Here is a 20,833-nt window from a genome sequence, read left to right as displayed (position 1 = left end):
TGAAAACTCTCTGAGGCTAGCCCGAGACGGCCGAATCCCCGGCCTGAGCGGCCGGATCCACCCCGGACGCGCCCGTATCGAGGGTGGCCGGGTGAATCGGGGAGGTGGCGACCGCGGCATCGGCGGCGGCGATGCGCTCCTTGTCCTCCATGAGGGTGACCGCGTCGCGGATCTGCTTCTTCAGGGTGGGCAGCATGGCGGCGTCGTCGATGGTGGGCGGCACCTCGAAGGTTTCACCCGCCGCGATCTGACGCATGGTGCGGCGCAGGATCTTTCCGGAGCGGGTCTTGGGCAGCGCGGTCACCGCGACCACGTCGTAGAGGGTGGCGATGGCGCCGACCCGCTCGCGTACCCGCTCGATGACCTCGGCGCGCAGCCGCTCGGACTCGATGTCGATGCCGGTCTTGAGCACCACGTACCCGATCGGCCGCTGCCCCTTCAGCTCGTCCGGGATACCGACCACCGCGGTCTCGGCCACAGCCGGATGGCCGGAGATGGCCGCCTCGATGCCGCCCGCCGAGAGCCGGTGCCCGGCCATATTGATGACGTCGTCACTGCGGCCCAGGACGTACAGGTAACCGTCCTCGTCGAAGAAGCCGGAGTCCCCGGTCAGATAGTGGCCGGGATAGGCGGAGAGATAGGAGCGCTCGTAGCGGGCGTCGTCGCGCCACAGCGTGGTCAGTGTGCCGGGCGGCAGCGGCAGCCCGATGACGATGTTTCCTTCTGTATTGGGTGGGACCGCGTTGCCTTCGGAATCCAGCACCCGCAGCCGGTACCCGGGCACCGGCACCGAGGCCGAACCGGCCTTGATCGGCAGCTGCTGCAGCCCGAGCGGATTGGCGCAGATGGGCCAGCCGGTCTCGGTCTGCCACCAGTGGTCCACGACCGGGCAGTCGGGCCGCTCCGCGAGCAGCGTGTCCACCGCCCACTCGTAGGTGGCGGGGTCCAGCCGCTCGCCGGCGCAGAACAGCGCCCGCAGCCGGGTCAGATCGTGCCGATGCGCGAGTGCGGCGTCCGGATCGGCGCGTCGAATGGCCCGCAGCGCCGTCGGTGCGGTGAACATCACGTCCACCTTGTACTCCTCCACCAGTCGCCAGAAGGTCCCGGCGTCCGGGGTCCCGATCGGCTTGCCCTCGTAGAGGATGGTGGTCGCCCCGACCAGCAGCGGCGCGTACACGATGTAGGAGTGCCCGACCACCCAGCCGATATCGGAGGTGGTGAGCATGGTCTGGCCGGGGCCGACCTCGTAGATATTGCGCATGGACCAGGCCAGTGCGACCGCGTGCCCGCCGTTGTCGCGCACCACGCCCTTGGGCTTCCCGGTGGTCCCGGAGGTGTAGAGGATATAGAGGGGATCGGTCGCGGCCACCGAGACCGGATCGGCCGGTTCCGCGCCGATCAGCGCCTCGTCCCAGTCCAGCCAGCGGGCGGCGACGGTGTCGGAGGAGGCGGGCAGATGTTCGGTGGCGGCCTGCTCGGCGGGAAAACGAATGGTGGGGAAGCCGTCCCGCTGCTTGACCAGCACCGTGCGGGGCGCGGTGGTCTCCGCGAGGTCGAGGGCGGCCAGCACGATCGGCGGGTATTCGATGCGGCGGCCGGGTTCCAGCCCGCCGGAGGCGGTGATAATCAGCACAGGTTCGGCGTCGTCGATGCGGGCCGCGAGTTCGTGGGCGGCGAATCCGCCGAAGACCACCGAGTGCACCGCGCCGATGCGGGCGCAGGCGAGCATGGCCACCACGGCTTCCGGAATCATCGGCATATAGATGACGACACGATCACCGGTCTTGACGCCCAGTCGGAGCATGGATCCGGCAAATCGGGCGACTTCGTCCAGCAGCTCCCGATATGTGTAGATCCTTCTGGACCCGGTCATAGCGGAGTCGTATATTAGGGCCGGTTGTTCAGCGCGACCCCCCTCCTGACCGCCGGTCGGGCCCCCTGGGGATGTGATATCGCGCACATGCCGGTCCAGGGCGTTGTAGGAGGTGTTGAGGCGAGCGTCGGGAAACCAGCGCGCCGTCGGACGGGCCGCGGTATCGAGGATCTGAGTGGGGGGCACATCCCAGCTGATGGCTTCGGCCGCGTCGCACCAGAACTCCGAGGGATCGACCAGGCTCAGCTGATAAGCCGATCGGTACTCCTGCTTCGCGTTCAACCCGGTGACTCCCTAGCTCCGCCATGTGTCCTCGAGATGCGCTGAGATGCCCGCCTCGATAGATCCAGCTGATTGTGGCAGACTTCACGCGACGTCCGGGCGGACGCCGCGACCTTTGATTTTGCCTGCAAAAGGCAGGTCAGAGACCGGTGGTTGCCAAGAGGTCACACAAGAAGTTATTGATCCGTTAGAATCGCATGTCACATATTTCGGCCGTCATGGACGCAATTTCTCGGCCAGCCGCAGTTCTCGGCCAGCTGTGCCAGTCGAGCCCAGCGTGCGATCGCGGAGGCTCGCTGATGGCGCGTGGCTGGGGCCAGTTTGGAAAGTGAGTGGGAGATGCGTGACGCCGCTAGGTCCGGCAGCAATAAGCGCTGGGCGCTGAGCAACTGGGACCTGCGATGGAAGGTCACGGCGGTGCTCGCCGTGCCGCTGTTGGTTGCTGTTGTGCTGGGAGCGTCCAGGATCTCGGCGGAGTTCGCCGACTCCAGCCGGCTCTCGACGGCGACCGATCATGTCGGGGTCATCCCGGCGATCACCGGTCTCAGTGCTGATGCGGCGCAGGTCGCCAGTGGTCAGATGGTCATGCTGGGCCCGACCCAGTCGCTGACCTCGGATCCGGAGCTTGCGCAGTTGGATACGGCCATCGCGTTCGCCGAGAAGGCCGCCGCGCGATTGAGCGATATGCCCAGCGCCCGCTCGGCGCTGGACGAGATGATCGTGGGCGCCAAGGCGATCCGGGCCCAGGGCCTGGCGCCGTCGAAGTCGATTCCGGACACCGTCACCGCGGTCGAGCGGATCCGTGGCGACAGCGTGCGCACGGTGGAGAACATCGTGTCCAGCGTCGCCGACAAGAACGTGGACCAGTCCAAGCTGCGCCTGGTCGACTCGCTGAACAGCCGTTGGATGCTGTTCAACGAGGTCGCCGGTATGGCCGAGGCGCTACGTAACAACCCCAAGGATGGCCTCAAGGACATCCAGATCGGCGTCAATACCGAGCGGCAGATGCTGGCCGTGCTCGCGCACCGCTTCCCGGACGGCGACGCCACCATCGCGGAGCTCGATCGGCAGGCCGACACCCGCGTGCAGCTGGTCAACGGCCCGCAGGCGCTGGCCGGGCAGCTGCCCGTCGCCGAGCTGAAGGATTCGCTGGTCGCCAGCATCAACGGCTACCAGTCGATCGCGACCGCCTCCACCAAGGACATCGTGTCCCGGGTGGACGATCTGGCCGCGGCGGCCCGCTCGGGCGCCATCCGCTACTCGATCATCGTCATCGCCACCATCCTCGGCGCCCTCGCGCTGGCCGTGCTGATCGCGCGCGCGATGATCGTCCCGCTGCGCCGGCTGCGCCTGGCCGCCCTGCGCGTCGCCGAATACGACCTCGGCCAGGAAGTTTCCTCGCTGCGTGACGGCGCGGATCCCGAAGACGTTCCGCTGGAACCGATGCCGGTGCACACCGACGAGGAGATCGGCCAGCTGGCCCGCGCCGTCGACGACATCCACGGCCAGGCGCTGCGCCTGGCCGCCGACCAGGCCGCCATGCGTACCCAGGTCAACGACATGTTCGAGACCCTGGCCCGCCGCTCCAAGTCCCTTGTCGATCACCAGCTCTCGCTCATCGAGGCGATGGAGTACGACGAGAAGGACCCGCGCCTGCTCGAAAACCTCTTCCGCCTCGACCACCTCGCCGCCCGTATGCGGCGAAACGGCGACAACCTGCTGATTCTGGCCGGTACCAAACAGCGCCGGACCAAGTCCGCGCCCGTCGAGATCGCCGACGTGCTGCGCGCCGCCATCTCCGAGGTGGAGGACTACGAACGCGTCAAGCTGGGCGCCACCCCGCGGGGTGCGCTCGTCGAGCCCGCCGCCTCCGACCTCGCGCACCTGTTCGCCGAGCTCCTGGACAACGCGCTGCGCGCCTCGCCCCCGGAGACCGACGTCAAGTTCACCTTCGCGCAGGCACACGATCAGGGTCTCCTGATCGAGGTCGCCGACCGCGGTATCGGTATGCCCCCGGCCGAAATGGCCGAGATCAACCGGCGGCTGGAGGCCGTGGCCGAGGTCGGTCCGGACACCGCCCGCCACATGGGTCTGTTCGTGGTCGGCCGCCTGGCCGAGCGCCACGGCCTGACCGTGCGGCTGCGCCCGACCTTCGACATCGCCCGGGACCCGGGCGTGACGGTCACCGTGCACGTGCCCAAGCCGCTGATCGTCTCGGCGGGCGGGCCGATCTCGGTGCCGCCGCAGCAGGGTCAGACGCCGCCGTCGGCTCCCATGCCGTCCGCGCCGCAGGGTGCGGGCAATCAGGCCGGTGCGCCGTCCTCCATGCAGATGCGCGCGGTCACCCGCACGGCGACCGGCAATGTGATGGTCACCGTGGATCCGGGTGTGAGCGGGCCGATTCCGGCTCCGGCGGGACAGACGCCGGGCGCTGCCCCGGCCCCCGCCGCGGCCAGTGCCTCGACCGGACTGCCCACGCGGCAGCCGGGCGCCCAGGTGCCGGGCGGTCTGCCGACCCGGCAGCCCGGTGTGAACGGGCCCACCGTCAAGCACACGCTGGCGGCTCCTGGCGGTTCGAAGCCCGCCGGCCTACCCCAGCGTGATCCGGGTGCGCACGGTCCGTCCGCGCCCTCGGCCCAGCCGGGCGCCAATCTGCCGCAGCGCGGTCAGAGCCCCGACGGTCCTTCGCAGCCGCGGGGCGGTCTCGCCGCCAATATGCTCAAGCGCCAAGGTGCCCCGGGCGGCATGCCGCCGCGACCGGGCGAGCCGGGGGCCGCACCGAGCGGTCCGGGCCAGAGCGGTCTGCCGCAGCCGGGTCAGTCCGGTGCGATGCCGCAGCGCAATCCCTCCGTCGGCCTGCCGCAGCGCGATGCAGCGCCGGGTGGAACTCCGTCGGGACCGGGTGGTCTGCCGCAGCGTCAGCCGGGCACCAACGGTGCACCGGGCCGCGAGGCCGGTCTCGGCCAGCCGCAGCGCCCCGGGCCCGTCGGCCTGCCTCAGCGTGACCCGGGTAGCAATGGTGTGCCGCAGCAAGCGCGCGGAGCGGATTCGGGTCCGACCCGTCGTGAGCCCGCCGCTGGCGGTCTCCCGCAGCGTGACTCGGCCGCCGGTGGTCTGCCGCCGCGTGATCCTTCGGCCGGTGGTCTGCCGCAGCGTGATTCCGCTGCCGGTGGTCTGCCGCGTCGGGAGCCGGGCGCCAATGGCGCTCCGCCGCAGCGTGGTCCGGGTGCGCCGGGCCAGGGGCTGCCGCAGCGGGGTGCCGCGCCGCAGCGGGACGGGGGCAACGGCCTCGCCGCCGCTCAGCAGGATTCGGACATGCCGGGTCTGCCCAAGCGTGATGGCCTCGCGCCGCGCGACGGCGGCCTGCCGCAGCGTGATCCGGCCGCGGGTGGTCTGCCGCAGCGTGGTGCGGCGGCCGGTGGCCTGCCGCAGCGCGAAGCGGGCAACGGTCAAGCGCTGGGAGGTGGAGCGGCGCAGCGTGACGCCGGTAGTGGTCTGCCGCAGCGTGGTGCCGCCGGTGCTGATCCGTTGTCGGGTGGTCTGACTCAGCGTGATCCGCTGGGTGGGTCTCGAGCGCTGGGAGGTGGAGCGGCACAACGTGATTCCGCCGCCGGTGGTCTGCCCCAGCGCGGTGGCAACGGCCTGCCGCAGCGTGACGCCGGTAGCGGTCTGCCGCAGCGGGAATCCGCCGGTGGTCTGCCGCAGCGTGGTGTCCCGGGCGCTGATCCGCTGTCGGGTGGTCTGACTCAGCGTGATCCGCTGAGCGGTCCACTGCCGCAGCGTGATCCGGGCGCGGGTCAAGCGCTGGGAGGTGGAGCGACCCAGCGGGGCGCGACCGGTCTGCCGCAGCGTGATCCGGGTGCGGTGCTGCCGCAGCGCCCGAGCCCGATTCCGGGTGTGGGCCTGCCGCAGAACGGCTCCGACGCTGTCAAGGAGCCCGGACGGCACAGCTTCCGCTCGAATCCGCAGAAGGCGGCTTCGTTCTTCCAGACCCGTTTGCAGCCAGCCGATTCCGGTGGCGATGCGATCATGGGCGGCACGCCGATTTTCGCGGAGATGATGTCGGCGTGGCTGTCGGATCCGAATGCCGACCGGTCCCAGGTGGCGTCGTCCTTCGAATCACCGGGTGACGAGGGCTGGCAGGCGGCTCGCCGCGTGAACGAGTCCTCGGCGGACAAGCGGACCGCCGCGGGTCTGCCGCAGCGCGATCCCGGTAACCGACTTGTGCCCGGCGGTGTCACCGGAAACGCTGACAAGGCGGCCCATCGGGACCCAGAATCCATCAGGTCAAGTCTGAGTCGTCACCAGCAGGGCGTCCGGGATGGCCGCGCGATGAAAGCTATGAACCTAACCGGAGATAAAGGAGACCGATGAACCCCGATCTAGGTGGTACGAAGCGTCAGCTGGATTGGCTGGTTTCGAATTTCGCCAATGAGGTTCCCGGCGTTGCGCACGCGGTCCTAGTGTCGGCTGACGGCCTGCTGATGGCCGCGAGTGCGCAGCTGCCCGTGGACCGTGCCGAACAGCTGTCAGCGGTGACCGCGGGGCTCGCGAGCCTCTCGGTGGGTGTGTCGAACTTGTTCGAGGGCGGCACCGTGTTGCAGTCGGTGGTCGAGATGGAACACGGCTACCTGCTGCTCATGGCGGTCGGCGACGGCTCGTACCTGGCCGTGCTGACGAATACGTCATGTGACATCGGCCAGGTGGGATACGAGATGGCCTTGTTGGTCGAGCGAGTGGGCCAGACGGTTCAGGCCACACCTCGCGTCACGATGGGTTCCTGATGGCGGGATGGACATAGACAACGAACGCGTTGGGAGCGCCGAACCGAGCCTGGTTCGCCCTTATTCACTGACGGCCGGTCGCACCCGGCCGAAGGTGGAGCTCGCCCTGGAGGCGCTCGTCGCATCGCATCCGGTCGCCCTCGAGCGGCAGTTCGAACTGACCAATATCGAGACGTCAATCGTGGAGTTGTGCAGAGAATCGCCGTCGGTTGCCGAGGTGGCCGCGCGTCTGGGCATCCCGCTCGGGGTCGCGCGGGTGCTGGTCGCCGACCTCATCGATGCCGGCCATGTGCGGGTATCGGCGACATTGAAAGACGATTCCAGCGACGATGAACGTCGCGAGCTGATCGAAAGGGTTCTCAGTGGACTCCGGCGTATTTGATTCGACGACACAGGTCGACACGCGCACCAGCAAGCCCACGTCGGCCAAGATCGTCGTGGCCGGTGGTTTCGGTGTCGGCAAGACCACCCTGGTCGGTGCCGTGTCGGAGATCGTTCCGCTGCGCACCGAGGCTTTGGTGACCAATGCCAGTGTCGGCGTGGACTCCCTGACCGGGGTTCCGTCGAAGGCCACCACCACGGTGGCCATGGACTTCGGCCGCATCAGCCTGGCCGATGACCTGGTGCTGTACCTGTTCGGCACGCCCGGCCAGTACCGCTTCTGGTTCATGTGGGACGACCTGATCAAGGGCGCCATCGGCGCGGTGGTGCTGGTCGACACCCGCCGGCTGGAGGACAGTTTCGCCGCCGTCGACTACTTCGAGGCGCGGAACCTACCCTTCCTGGTGGCCATCAACGAATTCGATGATGCGCCACGGTATCCGGTCGAGGACATTCGCCAGGCCCTGGCGGTGCCCGCGGACGTGCCGATCCTCTCGATCGACGCCCGTCGCCGGGAGCCGGTGAAGCAGGCTCTGGTCGCGGTCACCGAGTACGCACTGCGCAAGGTCGTGCAGGGTTACTGAGTTGAATTGCGGCGGCTCCGCCGCCGCGGTTCGCGGCCCAAGGCGCAGGCCTATTGGAGCCGGTACCTCGGCCTTCCCTCCTCCGCTCCTCCGCTTCGCTCCCCCGCTCCGTCGGTCCAGGCCGAGGCGGGCCGCGAACTGAGGGTGTGCCATTTGTAGCTACTCTCATGTCTCATGAAGATCTCGGCACGGGAGCTGCTCGGCGCATTGCTCGATCCCGGTTCCTTCGTGAGCTGGGATCGGCCACCCGTTGCGGTGGCGGCATCGGCCCGGTATCGCGAGGATTTGCTGGCTGCTGCGGCAACGGCGGGCACCGATGAGGCGGTGCTCACCGGGGAGGGGTTGCTGCGCGGGCGGCGGGTCGCCGTGCTCGCGTGTGAGTTCGGGTTTCTCGCGGGGTCCATCGGGGTGGCCGCGGCCGAGCGCATCGTGTCGGCGGTGGAGCGTGCCACCGAGCTGGGACTGCCGCTGCTCGCCTCGCCGACCTCCGGCGGTACCCGAATGCAGGAGGGCACAGTCGCTTTCGTGCAGATGGTGAAGGTCGCCGGGGCCCTGGCCGTGCACAAGGCGGCGGGGCATCCGTATCTGGTGTATCTGCGCGATCCCACCATGGGCGGGGTGTTCGCCTCGTGGGGATCGTTGGGGCACATGACATTTGCCGAGCCGGGTGCGCTGGTCGGTTTTCTCGGGCCGCGAGTTTACAAGGCGCTGTACGGGAAACAGTTTCCCGAGGGCGTACAGACAGCCGAAAACCTTTACCACAATGGCGTTATCGACGGAATCGTACCTGTTTCGGTCTTCCGCCGGATCGCACATCGGGCTCTGAACGTCCTGTGCGACGGACCGGCGCCGCTGCCCGAAAAGAACGGCGGCTCACATCGTTTCGAGGAGGGCGGCGGTTCCTTCCTGGCAGGTGCGGAGGAGCGGCGCGGCCCGGCGCCGGTCGATACGGGCGACGTCGACGGCTGGCAGTCGGTGCTCATCTCGCGGCGGCCCGATCGGCCGGGAATCCGGGAGTTGCTGCGCCACGTCACCGATCGAGTTCCGTTGTCCGGCACCGGACAGGGCGAGCTGGATCGCACCGTCGTGCACGCGCTCGCCCGTTTCCGCGGTCAGCCCTGCATCGTCTTCGGTCACGATCGCGCGGGGCAGTCGCCCGAGAACACCATGGGTCCGGCGGCATTGCGCGAGGCCCGGCGCAGCATGCACCTGGCCGCTGAACTTCACGTCCCACTGGTCCTGGTCATCGATACCGCGGGCGCCGCGCTGTCCCGTGAGGCGGAGGAGCGTGGCCTGGCACCCGAAATCGCCCGCTGCATAGCAGATCTCGTGACACTCGATACGCCGACGGTGTCGGTGCTGCTCGGCCAGGGCACCGGCGGTGGCGCGCTGGCCCTGCTGCCGGCGGACCGGGTGCTGGCGGCCGCGAACGGCTGGCTGGCTCCGCTCCCGCCGGAGGGTGCGAGCGAGATCGTCTACCGCGACATCGAGCACGCCCCGGAACTGGCTGCCGCCCAGCGGATTCGCGCGCAGGATCTGCGGGCCGACGGGATCGTGGACCGCATCGTGCCCGAGTATCCCGATGCCGCGGACGAGCCGGTTGATTTCGCGCTGCGCATGGTGGCGGCCATTGCCGACGAACTGGCCGGTCTCACCAGTCGGTCCGCCGCGGATCTGCGGGCCGCACGGCAGCTGCGATACCGTCGCCTGGGTCTCGGATCGTAGTTCTCCTCACATCCCACCAGGGCGACGCTGAGAAGTTGCCGCCGTGCGGATCCGATTCGGTTCCTTCCCTATCGTGTGTTCGGTTGACGGGGTGGAACGGCGCTTCTACCTTCGGAACGGTGACTTATCGGTTCGAGGCCAGCGGCATCCCAGCGATAGTGCTCAATGATGGCCAGGTCATGCCGAAGCTAGGGTTCGGTGTGTACAACCTCGTCGGTGACGAGGCGGTCGGCACCATTACGACGGCCCTCGAGCTCGGCTACCGGAGCCTCGACACCGCCGCCTTCTACGGCAATGAGGAGGAGGTCGGCCGCGCGGTCCGCGAATCGGGCCTACCGCGGGACGAGGTGTTCGTCACGACCAAGCTGTGGAACGCCGACCACGGTTACGACGCCGCCATGCGCGCCTTCGACGCCAGCGTCAAGCGACTGGGCCTGGACACCATCGACCTGTTCCTGATCCACTGGCCGCTGCCCGCGGCCGATCTGTACCTCGACACCTTCCGCGCGCTGCAGACGCTCAAGCGGCAGGGCCGGGTGGTCTCGATCGGTGTCTCCAATTTCACCAGGGCGCACCTGGAACGGGTGATGGGTGAGACCGGTGAGGTGCCGGCCATCAATCAGGTTGAGCTGCATCCGTATTACGCGCAGTCGGAACTGCGGGCCTTCCACGCCGCGCACGGCATCGTGACCGAGGCGTGGAGTCCGCTGGGGCGCGGGGCCGAGTTCAACGACTCGGTCATCATCGCGCTGGCGGACAAGCTCGGCCGGACGCCCGCACAGATCATCCTGCGCTGGCATATGCAGCTGGGGAACGTGGCCATTCCGAAGTCCACGGTGCCGTCCCGGATGGCGGAGAACCTGACGGTCTTCGATTTCGAGCTGTCCGGCCGGGAGATGACGCAGATCGCCGGCATAGACAAGGGCGCGCGGCAGGGCGGGGATCCGAACATTTTCGACATGGACGCCCCCGCCTGAGCTCACGGCTCGTGCTGGGTGGGAATGCCCAGGTACGATGTCAATTCCACGGCGGCGGCCCGGCCCGCGCGATTCGCGCCGATGGTGCTGGCGGACGGCCCGTAGCCGATCAGGTGGATGCGCGGATCGGTCTCGACCCGGGTGGCGAGCCGGCCGCCCATGGTGATGCCGCCGCCGGGACCGCGCAGCCGCAGCGGGGCCAGATGGTCGAGGGCGCTGCGGAATCCGGTGGCCCACAGGATCACGTCGGCGTGCTGGAAAGTGCCGTCGGCCCAGCGGATTCCGTCGGCTTCGAGGTGGTCGAACATGGGCCGCCGGTGCAGCACGCCGCGGTCGCGCATGGCCCGCACCCGGGCGTCCTCGGGCAGGCCGGTGACCGAGACCACCGAGCCGGGCGGGAGTCCGCGCCGCACACGGTCTTCCACCATGGCCACCGCCGCCCGTCCGTCCTCGGGTGCGAATTGCGCTGAGCGGAACACGGGTTCGCGCCGGGTCACCCACGTGGTGCCGGTGACCCGCGAGATCTCGTCCAGCAGTTGGATGGCGGTGATCCCGCCGCCCACCACGACCACGTGCTTGCCCGCGAATTCCGTTGCGGTGCGGTAATCGTGGGCGTGCAGCTGACGCCCCGCGAAGGTGTCCGCGCCCCGGTAGTAGGGAATGAACGGCTTGTCCCAGGTGCCGGTCGCATTCACCAGCCCGCGCACCCGCAGCATCGCGTCCGGTGTCAGCTCCGCGTGCAGCAGCCCGTCGACCTCCTGATCCGGGCAGGTGGCCGCGGTGGCCCGGTCGCACACCAGGCTGACCGACACCGGCCGGTGCACCCGCAGATCGAAGCGCTTCTCGTAGAGCTCGAAGTAGTGCGGCACGGCCGTGGCCGCCTGTGCGTTCTCCGAGTCCTCGGGCAGCGTCTCCGCGAACGACATGCCCGGAAGATCGTGCACCCGATTGACGTTGCTCAATGTCAGTGACGGCCACCGGAACTGCCACGCCCCGCCCGGAGCGGGAGCATGGTCGACAATGAGAAAGTCCTGCTCCGGCCGCAAACCGAGCCGCCGCAGGTGATATCCGACCGACAAACCGGCCTGCCCGGCGCCGATTACGAGGATGTCGACATCGGGTGTTGCGGTCACCGGCCCGACGGTACCCGCACCTAGAGTGAAAGCCGATCATGGGTCGAAAGCGCAGGTGAGTTGGACAGTGGGGAAGAGACAGATGCTCGGAGTCAGCCGCGATGGCGAGGTAGTGACCATCGAACTGCAGCGTCCGGATCGACGGAACGCCCTGAACGAGGAGCTGATCGGGCAGCTGCACACGGCGCTCGAGGAGGCCGCGACCTCGGCCCGCGTGATCGTGCTGACCGGCCAGGGACCGATCTTCAGCGCGGGCGCGGATCTGGACGGTGTGTATTCGGACACGTTCCTGACCGGGCTGCTCGGCATGCTGCGCACCATCGAGACGATCCCGGTGCCGGTGATCGCGGCCATCAACGGCGGGGCGCTGGGCGCCGGGGTGCAGCTGGCCCTGGCGTCGGACCTACGGGTCATGACGCCGGACTCCTTCATCGCCGTGCCGGCGGCGAAACTCGGTATCTCCGTGGACCGTTGGACCGTGCGCCGGTTGTCCAACCTGATCGGGCCCGGACCGGCGCGCACCATCCTGATGGGCGCCGAGCGGGTGCAGGCCGCGGACGCGTACCACTTCGGCTTCGCCAACCGGATCGGCACGCTGGCCGACGCGCAGGCCTGGGCCAAGCAGATCGCCGAACTCGCGCCGCTCTCGCTGCGGCATTTGAAACTGGTCTTCAACGACGACGACACCCGAGGCCCCGACTCCCTGGAGCAGACCGCGGCGCTGGACGCGGCGTGGCAGAGTGCCGACGCGCAGGAGGCGCGCACGGCACGTCAGGAGAAGCGGCCCGCGAAGTTCGAGGGCAAATGAAGGGGCAGCGCATGACCGCGAATGCGCGGAAACTGGTGGGTATGTCCGCGGGTGTATTCGGTCTTTCCTGGTTGGTGCGGGCGGCGTGGGGGATTCCCTCCGCCATGGGCGCCTCCATGTCCGCCATCGCGCCGACGGCGCGCGGGGCGACCACCTATCGCAATCGGCAGTTCCACAACACCGAACCGAGCAGCCAGATCACCGGTTCCCCGGTGGAGCTGCTGTATCAGCTGGCCACCCAGCGCGACCGGGGCCGCCCGGCCGGGACGATCCCGCTGGTGACGCCCGCGCTGCCGGAGCAGGCGGGGGACCTGGCCGTCACCTGGTACGGGCACGCCACCTGCCTGATCGAGGTGGACGGCTACCGGGTGCTGGCCGATCCGGTGTGGAGCGAGCGGGTCTCGCCATCGCCGCTGGTGGGCCCGGCCCGGCTGCATCCGGTGCCGTCGCCGCTGTCGGAGCTGCCGCCGCTGGACGCGGTGCTCATCTCGCACGACCACTACGACCATCTGGATCGCGACACCGTGATCGAGCTGGCGGACAGTCAGGACTGCGTGTTCATCGTGCCGATCGGCATCGGCGCGCATCTGCGCCACTGGGCGGTGCCGGAACATCGCATTGCCGAATTGGACTGGGCCGCTTCGGTTTCGCTGTCGGAGCTGCAGCGGGATCACGGTGACGGCACCGATCTGGTGATCACCTGCGCGGAGGCGCGGCACTTCTCCGGCCGCGGGCTGGTGCGCAACACCACGCTGTGGGCGTCCTGGTCGATCGCCGGACCCACCCGCCGGGTCTACTTCGGCGGCGACACCGGCTACACCAAGGCCTTCGCGGAGGCGGGTGCGCGGCTGGGCCCGTTCGACCTGACCCTGCTGCCCATCGGCGCCTACGACCGGCACTGGCCGGATGTGCACATGAACCCCGAGGAGGCGGTGCGCGCCCACGCCGATCTGTGTGTCTGCGATGCGGGCTACGGGCTGCTGGTGCCGATCCACTGGGCCACCTTCAATCTGGCCTTCCACGGCTGGTCGGAGCCGGTCCACCGGTTGGTCGAGGCGGCGGAGGCGGCGGGGACACGCATCGCCGTGCCGAAGCCGGGCGAGCGGATCGACCCGATTGGCCTCCCACCACGGGATTCGTGGTGGGAAGATATTCGCCAATAACGGACCGAGATTGAAGGAGCAGCGCTGTGAGTCTCATGGACACGCTCAAGGGCTTGGTCGGCAAGGGCAAAGAGGTGGCGGCCCAGAACGCCGAGAAGATCGAGCAGGCGGTCGATAAGGCCGGACATGTGATCGACGAGAAGACCGGGGGGAAGTTCTCCGCCCAGATCGACAAGGGCACGGAGGCGGTCAAGTCGGCCATCAAGCCCGAGGCGCCCGCCGCGGCCCCCGCGGAGGCTCCCGCGGCCGAACCGGCCCCGGAGCCGGCACCCGCCGCGGCGGCGGCCGAACCGGCCCCGGAGCCGGCACCCGCGGCGGCGGGCGAACCGGCCCCGGAACCCGCTGCGGAGGCCGCGGAAGGCGAACAGCCCAAGGCGTAATCGTCGCGGCGTCTCGCAGTGGTCGCACCGGTCGTTCCACGGGCTGTTCGGGAGTGGCGGGATCCCCGTCGCTGACCTGAACGGCCCGTTGGCATTTCACGGATGGCGCGAGTTCCTCCGGGTCGCTTCGGGTTGCCGGTTTTTGCCGGGACCCGGACCTAAACTGCTGTCATGGGGTCCCGCAGGGATTTCGGGGGTATCGAGGTTGGGCTGACCAACCTCGACAAGGTGCTGTACCCGGCCACCGGGACCACCAAGGGGGAGGTCATCGACTATTTCACGGCCATCGCCCCGGCCCTGCTGCCCCATATCGCGCAGCGGCCGGTGACCCGCAAGCGGTGGCCGAACGGGGTGGACGAGCAGTCGTTCTTCGAGAAGAATCTGGCCGAGCACGCGCCGAAGTGGCTGGCGCGGAGGACGGTTCGGCATTCCGACCGGCCGGTCACGTACCCGCTCATCGACAATCTCGCGGGCATGGCCTGGCTCGGGCAGCAGGCGGCGCTGGAACTGCATGTGCCGCAATGGCGTTTCGACGGGGCCGAGGTCGGGGACATCACCCGCCTGGTGTTCGACCTGGATCCCGGGCCGGGGGCCGGGCTGGCGCAGTGCGCCGAGGTGGCGCTCATCCTGCGGGACGTGGTGCGCGAGGTGGGGCTGGAGGCGTACCCGGTCACCAGCGGCTCCAAGGGAATTCACGTCTACGTGCCGCTGGACCGCAGACTCGGGCCGAACGGAGCGTCGACGGTGGCCAAGCAGGTCGCCACCAACCTGCAGCAGCTGCGGCCGGAGCTGGTGACGGCCACCATGGCGAAATCGGCGCGCGGGGGCAAGGTGTTCCTGGACTGGAGCCAGAACAATCCGGCCAAGACCACCATCGCGCCGTATTCGCTGCGCGGGCGCACCGAGCCGTGGGTGGCCGCGCCCCGGGCCTGGACGGAGATCGAGAAACCGAAGCGGCTGCGGCACTTGCGCTTCGACGAGGTGCTGCGGCGCTGGCGGGAGCAGGGGGATCTGCTCGAAGGATTGGACGAGCCACTGCCGGAACCGGTTCCGGACCGGCTCGACACCTACCGCTCCATGCGTGACCCGCGGCGCACACCCGAACCGGTCCCGCCGGGCCCGCCCGACGACGGTCCGGGGAATCGGTTCGTGGTGCAGGAGCATCACGCCCGGCGGCTGCACTGGGATGTCCGGCTGGAACGCGAGGGCGTGCTGGTGTCCTGGGCGGTGCCCAAGGGCCCGCCCACCGAGACCGGCGAGAACCGCCTGGCCGTGCACACCGAGGACCATCCGATGGAGTACCTCACCTTTCACGGGACCATTCCCAAGGGCGAGTACGGCGGCGGCGAGATGACCATCTGGGATACCGGCACCTACGAGACCGAGAAGTGGCGTGACGACGAGGTCATCGTCTGGCTGCGCGGGCAGCGGCTGGCAGGGCGGTACGCCCTGATCCAGACCAACGGCAACCAGTGGCTCATGCACCTGATGAAGGATCAGACGCCACCGGGGATGGAAGGCAATGGGGCGCAGCCGGTTCCGGCCGCGCCGCCGCGCACCCCCGCGCCCATGCCGCGGGGGCTGAAACCCATGCTGGCCACGGCGGGTGATGTGGGGACCCTCGACGCCGAGCGCTGGGCCTTCGAGACCAAGTGGGACGGGTTCCGGCTGATCGCCGAGATCGAGGACGGCGCGGTCACGCTGCGCAGCCGGGCCGGGCACGTGGTTACCGGGAAGTATCCGGGCCTGGCGGTGCTGGGTTCGGAACTGTCCGGGCACAGCGCGGTGCTCGATGGCGAGGCGGTGGTCTTCGACGATCACGGCGGAGCGAATCTCGGCCTGCTGCGGGAGGATTCGACGCGGGCGGTCTTCCTGGCCTTCGACCTGCTGTATCTGGACGGCACCTCGCTGGTCCGCAAACGCTACGACGATCGGCGGCGGGTGCTGGAAGCCCTTGCCGGGCAGGCGCGTTCGCTGATCGTGCCGAAGCAGCTGAGCGGGCCGGGCGCGGAAGCCCTGCGGTACAGCCAGGATCACGGCATGGAGGGCGTGGTCGCCAAGCGGCGGGACTCGGTGTATCTGCCCGGGCGGCGCGGGCAGTCGTGGATCAAGACCCGGAACTGGCGGACGCTGTCGGTGGTGATCGGCGGCTACCGGAGATCGGAGGTGCGGCAGTTCGCTTCGCTGCTGGTCGGTGTTCCGCACGAGGGGGAGCTGTACTACCTGGGCCGGGTCGGCACCGGGTTCAGCGAGCAGGAGATGAGCGATCTCGCTGATCGGCTGCGCCGCCTGACACGCAAGACCAGCCCGTTCGGCAATGAACTCACCGCCGACGAGCGCGAGGACGCGGTGTGGGTGACGCCGAAACTCACCGGCACCGTGCGCTTCATGAACTGGACCGAGACCGGACGCCTCTGGCATCCGGCCTGGATTCCCAGCTCCGACTGACCGTTTCGGCTAGCTCGACTTCTCGAGCAGCGGCACGATGGTGTCGATATCGGTGACGATGGCGTGGCCCTGGAAGGCGAAATCGTCCCAGGCGCGCTGCTGTCCGGGCTCGTCCCGCCCGCCGACGCCGTCCCGGATCACGACCGGGATGAAACCAAGATCGGTGGAGTGGCACACGGTCGGCGCGATGCCGATCTCGAGCGCGACGCCGACGATGGCGTACGCGCCGATCCCGAGGTCCCGCAGGGTGGAAGCCAGCGGGGTGCCCTCGAACGCCGACATCGAGGTCTTGTCGAAGACGGTCTCGCCCGCCTGCGGCCGAAGTTCCGGCACCAGCTCGAATCCCGGGGTGTCCCGCTGCAGGATCGGCACCACGTCGTCCGCGGAGTCCACGCCCTGCCAGCTCATGGCCATGCGCAATGCGAAGGTCCCCATGAGGCGCTTCGGCAGGAAGAAGTGCCGCAGGAAGATCACGGGGTAGCCGCCGCGCCGCGCGGCCTCGACGACCCGCGCGACCCGTTCGGTGATTGCCGGGCCGTCGTCGAGCTGCCCGAGCACCCCGACCTGCATGTCGTACACGACGACCGCCAGCTTCTCCGGCGAACACACGTCCTCGAGCGTCTCCGGAATCTCCAGCCCATTCCCGCGCCGCATAAGCCCTCCGCAATCTCCCACTGCCCCACCCTCTTTCGCCACCCTACCCGCCGGCGAACCATGATCAGGGACCTCGCGGTGCGGGGAATCGGGCGAAGTCCCTCGGTGGGTACGTCGGCTTCGCCCGCGACCACGCCGCCTACTTCCGGATCATGTTCCGTCCCGGGCTGTCCCAGCCCGAGAAGCATCCCGACACCGAGGCCGCGGGCGACGCCGCCTACGCCATCCTCGAATCCGCCGTCGCCGACGCCGTCCACTCCGGCTTCCTCCCCGCCACCGACGCCGAAACCATGGCCCTGGCCTGGTGGTCGCTGGCCCACGGCATGGCCGCCCTCACCGTCGACGGCAAATTCGGGCTCCGCGCAACCCAATCCGGCACCACCCCCGAAGCCCTCACCACCCGCATCACCCACATCTTCGCCAACCTCATCGACCACCGTCCGGCCTGACCTCCCTCGATGTGGTCCGATCCGCGGGACGGCCGGGTGGGCCATGCCATAGGGGCCGGCGTTTCCGCTGATCGACCGCGGATATCTGTGGCGGCATTGCCTGCAGTCTGTGGAGATGTTGAGAGGTCGCGGTGGGTTGGGGTGCGGACACGGCAGACTGGTAGGCGTGACCGATTCGTACCGGATTCGCGGTGGGCTGGCCGAGCAGGTTGGCGTGTCCCGCGCCGGGAGCAGCGCTGGGGCGACGCTTCCCACGGGGGCGTTGCGGCCCATCGAGCTGGCCGCGTCGGCCGTGCTGGGCGGGGCGACGGTGGGGCTGGTGACGCTCGGGTCGCTGGTGCCGTTCGCCGCGGCACTGCAACTGGTGGCGGCGGTGCCCATGGGGCTGCTGGCGCATCGGCACCGGTTCCGGGCGCAGCTGGCGACCACCATCGCGGGGGCGCTGGTGACGTTCGTCGCGGCGGGGCTGCTGCCCGCCGAGAACCTGGTCGGCGTCGCGGTGATCGGTGGGATCATCGGCACCGTCAAACGCAGGCGAGGCGGTCTGCCCGCGGTGGTGGCGCTGTCGGCGGTGGCCGGATCCGTGATGGCCGCCCTGACGGTCGGCATGCTGCTGGTTTTCGCCCAGTCGCGTCACCTGCTGTTCGACAGCATCCGCAACTCCGCCGAGGGCATCGAAAACCTGGCGGCGCGCCAGCCTTCGCTGGAGCCGCTGGGCCGTGCGGTATCCGACTACACCGACACCGTCCTGCACTGGTGGTGGGCCTTCGTGGACGGCGGCATCATCGCCTCCATGGTGGTCAGCGGAGTGTTCTCCTGGTTCGTGCTCGGGCGGGTGCTGGATCGCCTGTCCTGGCTGCCGGGCCGCGACAGCCTGCTGGACGCGCCCGCGGATCCGCGTCCGGTCGCGCCGCTGCCGGTCACCTTGCGGGAGGTCGCGTTCCGATACGAGGGAGCGCGCACCGATGCCCTGCACAATATCGACCTGACCGTCGACGTCGGCGAATTCGTGGCGGTGGTCGGCCACAACGGGTCCGGAAAGTCCACGCTCACCAGGATTCTCGCGGGTCGCCCACCGACCGCGGGCACGGTCACCCGGCTGGGCGCGGCCGGTCTGGGCGTGCGTGGCGGTACCGCGATGGTGTTGCAGCGGCCGGAGAGCCAGACGCTGGGGGTGCTCGTCGCGGATGACGTGGTGTGGGGCCTGCCCACCGCGGATGCCGCGGCCGTCGATATCGACGGATTGCTGTCCGAGGTCGGCCTGGCCGGTATGGGCGGCCGCGAAACCTCGACCCTGTCGGGTGGCCAGCAGCAGCGGCTCGCGGTGGCCGCCGCCCTGGCCCGGCAGCCCACGCTGCTCATCGCCGACGAGGCGACCTCGATGATCGACCCCGAGGGTCGTCGTGACCTGGTCGCACTGCTGGCCGACCTGCCGCGCCGGCATCCGATGGCCGTAGTCCTGGTGACCCATCACGAGGCGGACGCGGCTGCCGCGGACCGGGTGGTCCATCTGGAACAGGGCCGCTTGGTCGGCCATCTGCCCGCCTGGCCGCGCCCCGTTCGCGATCCACGCCGCCGGCCCATGGGCGACGCCGTCCTCGAATTGCGGGGCATCGGCCACACCTACAACCGCGGCACCCCCTGGGAGGCGCCCGCGCTGCACGACATCGACCTGAGCGTCCGCCGCGGCGAAGCCCTGCTCATCGTGGGCGGCAACGGTTCCGGCAAGTCCACGCTGGCCTGGATCATGGCCGGGCTGACCATGCCCACCGCCGGCACCTGTGTGCTGCGCGAACCCATGGGCACCACCCGTCCGGTGCACAAGCGGATCGGGGCCGTGCAGCTGGCCTTCCAGCATTCCCGCCTGCAATTGCAGCGCCAGGACGTCGGCACCGAGATCGAGGACTGGGGTGGCCGCGGCAGTTACGCCGTCGCGCGTGCCCTCGACGCCGTGGGGCTGGACCGGGCGCTGGCCTCGCGCTCGGTCGAGGAGCTCAGTGGCGGGCAGGCCAAGCGGGTGGTGCTGGCGGCGATCGTGGCGAGCCACCCCCAGGTGGTGGTGCTCGACGAGCCGCTGGCCGGACTCGATCCGGAGGGCCGCGCCGGAGTGGTGGAACTGCTTGCCCGGCTCCGGGATTCGGGCCTGACCCTCATTGTCATCTCGCACGATGTGTCCGACATGGCCGCGGTGTGCGACCGCACCGTCCACCTGCGCGACGGCCGCCTCGTCGAGAACGGTGCCGCCGCGGTGCACGACAACCGGATTCAGGATTTCACCGGAGGTGTCCGATGAGCAGCGTCGTCCTCCGCGAGGTCCCCGTCGACAGCCCCGTGCATCGACTCTGGGCCGGTACCAAGATGATCGGCGTCTTCGCCGTCAGCGTGCTGCTCATGTTCATCCCGTCCTGGGCGCTGCTGGGTGTCGCGACGCTGTTCCTGGTGGCGGTGTTCCTGCTGGCGAAGCTGCCGCTGGGCACGCTGCCCCGCCTCCCGTGGTGGTTCTGGGTGGGCGTGCTGATCGGGGCGGCCATCAACGCGCCCGTCGGCGCGTCGGCGCTGCTGCGGTACGCGCAGGTGGTCCTGTTCGGTTTCCTGCTGCTGGGTGCCTCGTTCCTGGTCGCCTGGACCACGCCGATGGGTGAGGTCGCGCCCGCGCTGGCCAGATTGGGTGCGCCGCTGAAGCGCATCGGCTGGACACGCCACGGGGTCCGGCACGCGATTCCGGTGGACGAGTGGGCGGTGGTGGTCGCGCTGACCCTGCGCGGCCTGCCGCTGCTGCTGGAGGAGATGCGCATCCTGCGCGCGGCTCGCAAACTGCGGCCCAAGGATTCGCTGCTGCATCGCGCGTCGGAGAACCCGCTGGTCGACATTCTGACCGCGAGCATGGCGGTCTCGAGTCGGCGGGCGGGCGAACTCGGCGAGGCCATCACCACCCGCGGCGGCACCGGCGAGCTGACCGCCCGCCCGGGATCGCCGGGGCGCGCGGACGTGGTGGCGCTGCTGGTGGTGGCTCTGGTGTGCGCCTTGGGAATCGGCGTCGAACTGCTTTTTTAGCAACACTCGAGCGGAAAATAATTCGGGCTGTCGGTGCCGCGCGCTACCGTGTCTGCCAGTAGAACGCGTTGCCGATGCAGCACGGGCTCACAGTCGCGAAGGGGGAATTCTTTCAACTGAGCCGTGTGTTGCCACAAA

At 69.3% G+C, this 20,833-nt stretch carries 16 protein-coding genes; 13 read left to right on the top strand and 3 right to left on the bottom strand.

Annotated elements, in window-relative coordinates:
• Positions 1 to 16 precede the first annotated feature (16 nt).
• Positions 17 to 2,155, bottom strand: a complete 2,139-nt coding sequence (locus AB0L60_RS02220) for an AMP-binding protein (RefSeq protein WP_364605869.1) — start codon at positions 2,153 to 2,155, stop codon at positions 17 to 19.
• A gap of 339 nt (positions 2,156 to 2,494) precedes the next feature.
• Here AB0L60_RS02220 and AB0L60_RS02215 point away from each other — a divergent pair, with 339 nt between their 5' ends.
• From AB0L60_RS02215 to AB0L60_RS02190, 6 genes are all read left to right on the top strand, one after another.
• Positions 2,495 to 6,529: an ATP-binding protein gene (locus AB0L60_RS02215; protein ID WP_364605867.1), complete on the top strand. Its 4,035-nt coding sequence runs from the start codon at positions 2,495 to 2,497 to the stop codon at positions 6,527 to 6,529.
• Entirely contained in the window at positions 6,526 to 6,939 is a 414-nt protein-coding gene (locus AB0L60_RS02210) for a roadblock/LC7 domain-containing protein (protein WP_029930951.1), read from the top strand. Before AB0L60_RS02215 ends, AB0L60_RS02210 begins: the two co-directional genes overlap by 4 nt.
• A gap of 7 nt (positions 6,940 to 6,946) precedes the next feature.
• Positions 6,947 to 7,321: a DUF742 domain-containing protein gene (locus AB0L60_RS02205; RefSeq protein ID WP_033085504.1), complete on the top strand. Its 375-nt coding sequence runs from the start codon at positions 6,947 to 6,949 to the stop codon at positions 7,319 to 7,321.
• Positions 7,302 to 7,904: an ATP/GTP-binding protein gene (locus AB0L60_RS02200; protein ID WP_174391578.1), complete on the top strand. Its 603-nt coding sequence runs from the start codon at positions 7,302 to 7,304 to the stop codon at positions 7,902 to 7,904. Before AB0L60_RS02205 ends, AB0L60_RS02200 begins: the two co-directional genes overlap by 20 nt.
• Before the next feature lie 174 nt (positions 7,905 to 8,078).
• Complete coding sequence (locus AB0L60_RS02195; RefSeq protein ID WP_364605863.1) at positions 8,079 to 9,629, top strand: carboxyl transferase domain-containing protein; 1,551 nt, start codon at positions 8,079 to 8,081, stop codon at positions 9,627 to 9,629.
• A gap of 179 nt (positions 9,630 to 9,808) precedes the next feature.
• Positions 9,809 to 10,606 carry an aldo/keto reductase gene (locus tag AB0L60_RS02190; RefSeq protein WP_364605861.1) on the top strand — a complete coding sequence of 266 codons (798 nt, stop codon included), beginning with the start codon at positions 9,809 to 9,811 and terminating at the stop codon, positions 10,604 to 10,606.
• A gap of 2 nt (positions 10,607 to 10,608) precedes the next feature.
• On the opposite strand, the gene AB0L60_RS02185 is transcribed toward AB0L60_RS02190, so the two are convergent.
• Complete coding sequence (locus AB0L60_RS02185; protein ID WP_364605859.1) at positions 10,609 to 11,739, bottom strand: NAD(P)-binding domain-containing protein; 1,131 nt, start codon at positions 11,737 to 11,739, stop codon at positions 10,609 to 10,611.
• Positions 11,740 to 11,821: 82 nt separating this feature from the next.
• Between AB0L60_RS02185 and AB0L60_RS02180 the strand changes: the two genes are divergently transcribed.
• The 4 genes from AB0L60_RS02180 to AB0L60_RS02165 all read left to right on the top strand — a co-directional run bounded on the left by AB0L60_RS02180 (position 11,822) and on the right by AB0L60_RS02165 (position 16,538).
• Positions 11,822 to 12,547: an enoyl-CoA hydratase gene (locus AB0L60_RS02180; RefSeq protein WP_364606720.1), complete on the top strand. Its 726-nt coding sequence runs from the start codon at positions 11,822 to 11,824 to the stop codon at positions 12,545 to 12,547.
• An 11-nt stretch (positions 12,548 to 12,558) separates the two neighbouring features.
• Entirely contained in the window at positions 12,559 to 13,710 is a 1,152-nt protein-coding gene (locus AB0L60_RS02175) for an MBL fold metallo-hydrolase (protein WP_364605857.1), read from the top strand.
• 35 nt (positions 13,711 to 13,745) lie between these two features.
• On the top strand, positions 13,746 to 14,090 hold the full coding sequence (locus AB0L60_RS02170) for an antitoxin (protein WP_364606717.1): 345 nt from the start codon (positions 13,746 to 13,748) through the stop codon (positions 14,088 to 14,090).
• Between the two features lie 171 nt (positions 14,091 to 14,261).
• Complete coding sequence (locus tag AB0L60_RS02165; protein WP_364605855.1) at positions 14,262 to 16,538, top strand: ATP-dependent DNA ligase; 2,277 nt, start codon at positions 14,262 to 14,264, stop codon at positions 16,536 to 16,538.
• Between the two features lie 9 nt (positions 16,539 to 16,547).
• Here the strand turns inward: AB0L60_RS02165 and AB0L60_RS02160 are convergent, their stop codons facing one another.
• Positions 16,548 to 17,192, bottom strand: coding sequence for an isochorismatase family cysteine hydrolase (locus tag AB0L60_RS02160; RefSeq protein ID WP_364605853.1), 645 nt, complete (start codon positions 17,190 to 17,192; stop codon positions 16,548 to 16,550).
• Positions 17,193 to 17,212: 20 nt separating this feature from the next.
• On the opposite strand from AB0L60_RS02160, the gene AB0L60_RS02155 reads away from it, so the two are divergent.
• The 3 genes from AB0L60_RS02155 to AB0L60_RS02145 all read left to right on the top strand — a co-directional run bounded on the left by AB0L60_RS02155 (position 17,213) and on the right by AB0L60_RS02145 (position 20,695).
• Positions 17,213 to 17,641, top strand: a complete 429-nt coding sequence (locus AB0L60_RS02155; RefSeq protein WP_364606714.1) for a TetR-like C-terminal domain-containing protein — start codon at positions 17,213 to 17,215, stop codon at positions 17,639 to 17,641.
• Positions 17,642 to 17,855: 214 nt separating this feature from the next.
• Positions 17,856 to 19,934 (top strand): ATP-binding cassette domain-containing protein, encoded by a 2,079-nt coding sequence (locus AB0L60_RS02150; RefSeq protein ID WP_364606711.1) that lies wholly within the window; start codon positions 17,856 to 17,858, stop codon positions 19,932 to 19,934.
• Positions 19,931 to 20,695 (top strand): energy-coupling factor transporter transmembrane protein EcfT, encoded by a 765-nt coding sequence (locus AB0L60_RS02145; protein WP_364605851.1) that lies wholly within the window; start codon positions 19,931 to 19,933, stop codon positions 20,693 to 20,695. The genes AB0L60_RS02150 and AB0L60_RS02145 overlap by 4 nt, the downstream gene beginning before the upstream one ends.
• Positions 20,696 to 20,833 lie beyond the last annotated feature (138 nt).

The organism is Nocardia sp. NPDC051981 (genome assembly GCF_040680715.1).
GTDB lineage: Bacteria > Actinomycetota > Actinomycetes > Mycobacteriales > Mycobacteriaceae > Nocardia.
The sequence above is the reverse complement of the archived record's forward strand: the minus strand, read 5'-3'. Positions and strand labels throughout refer to the sequence as shown.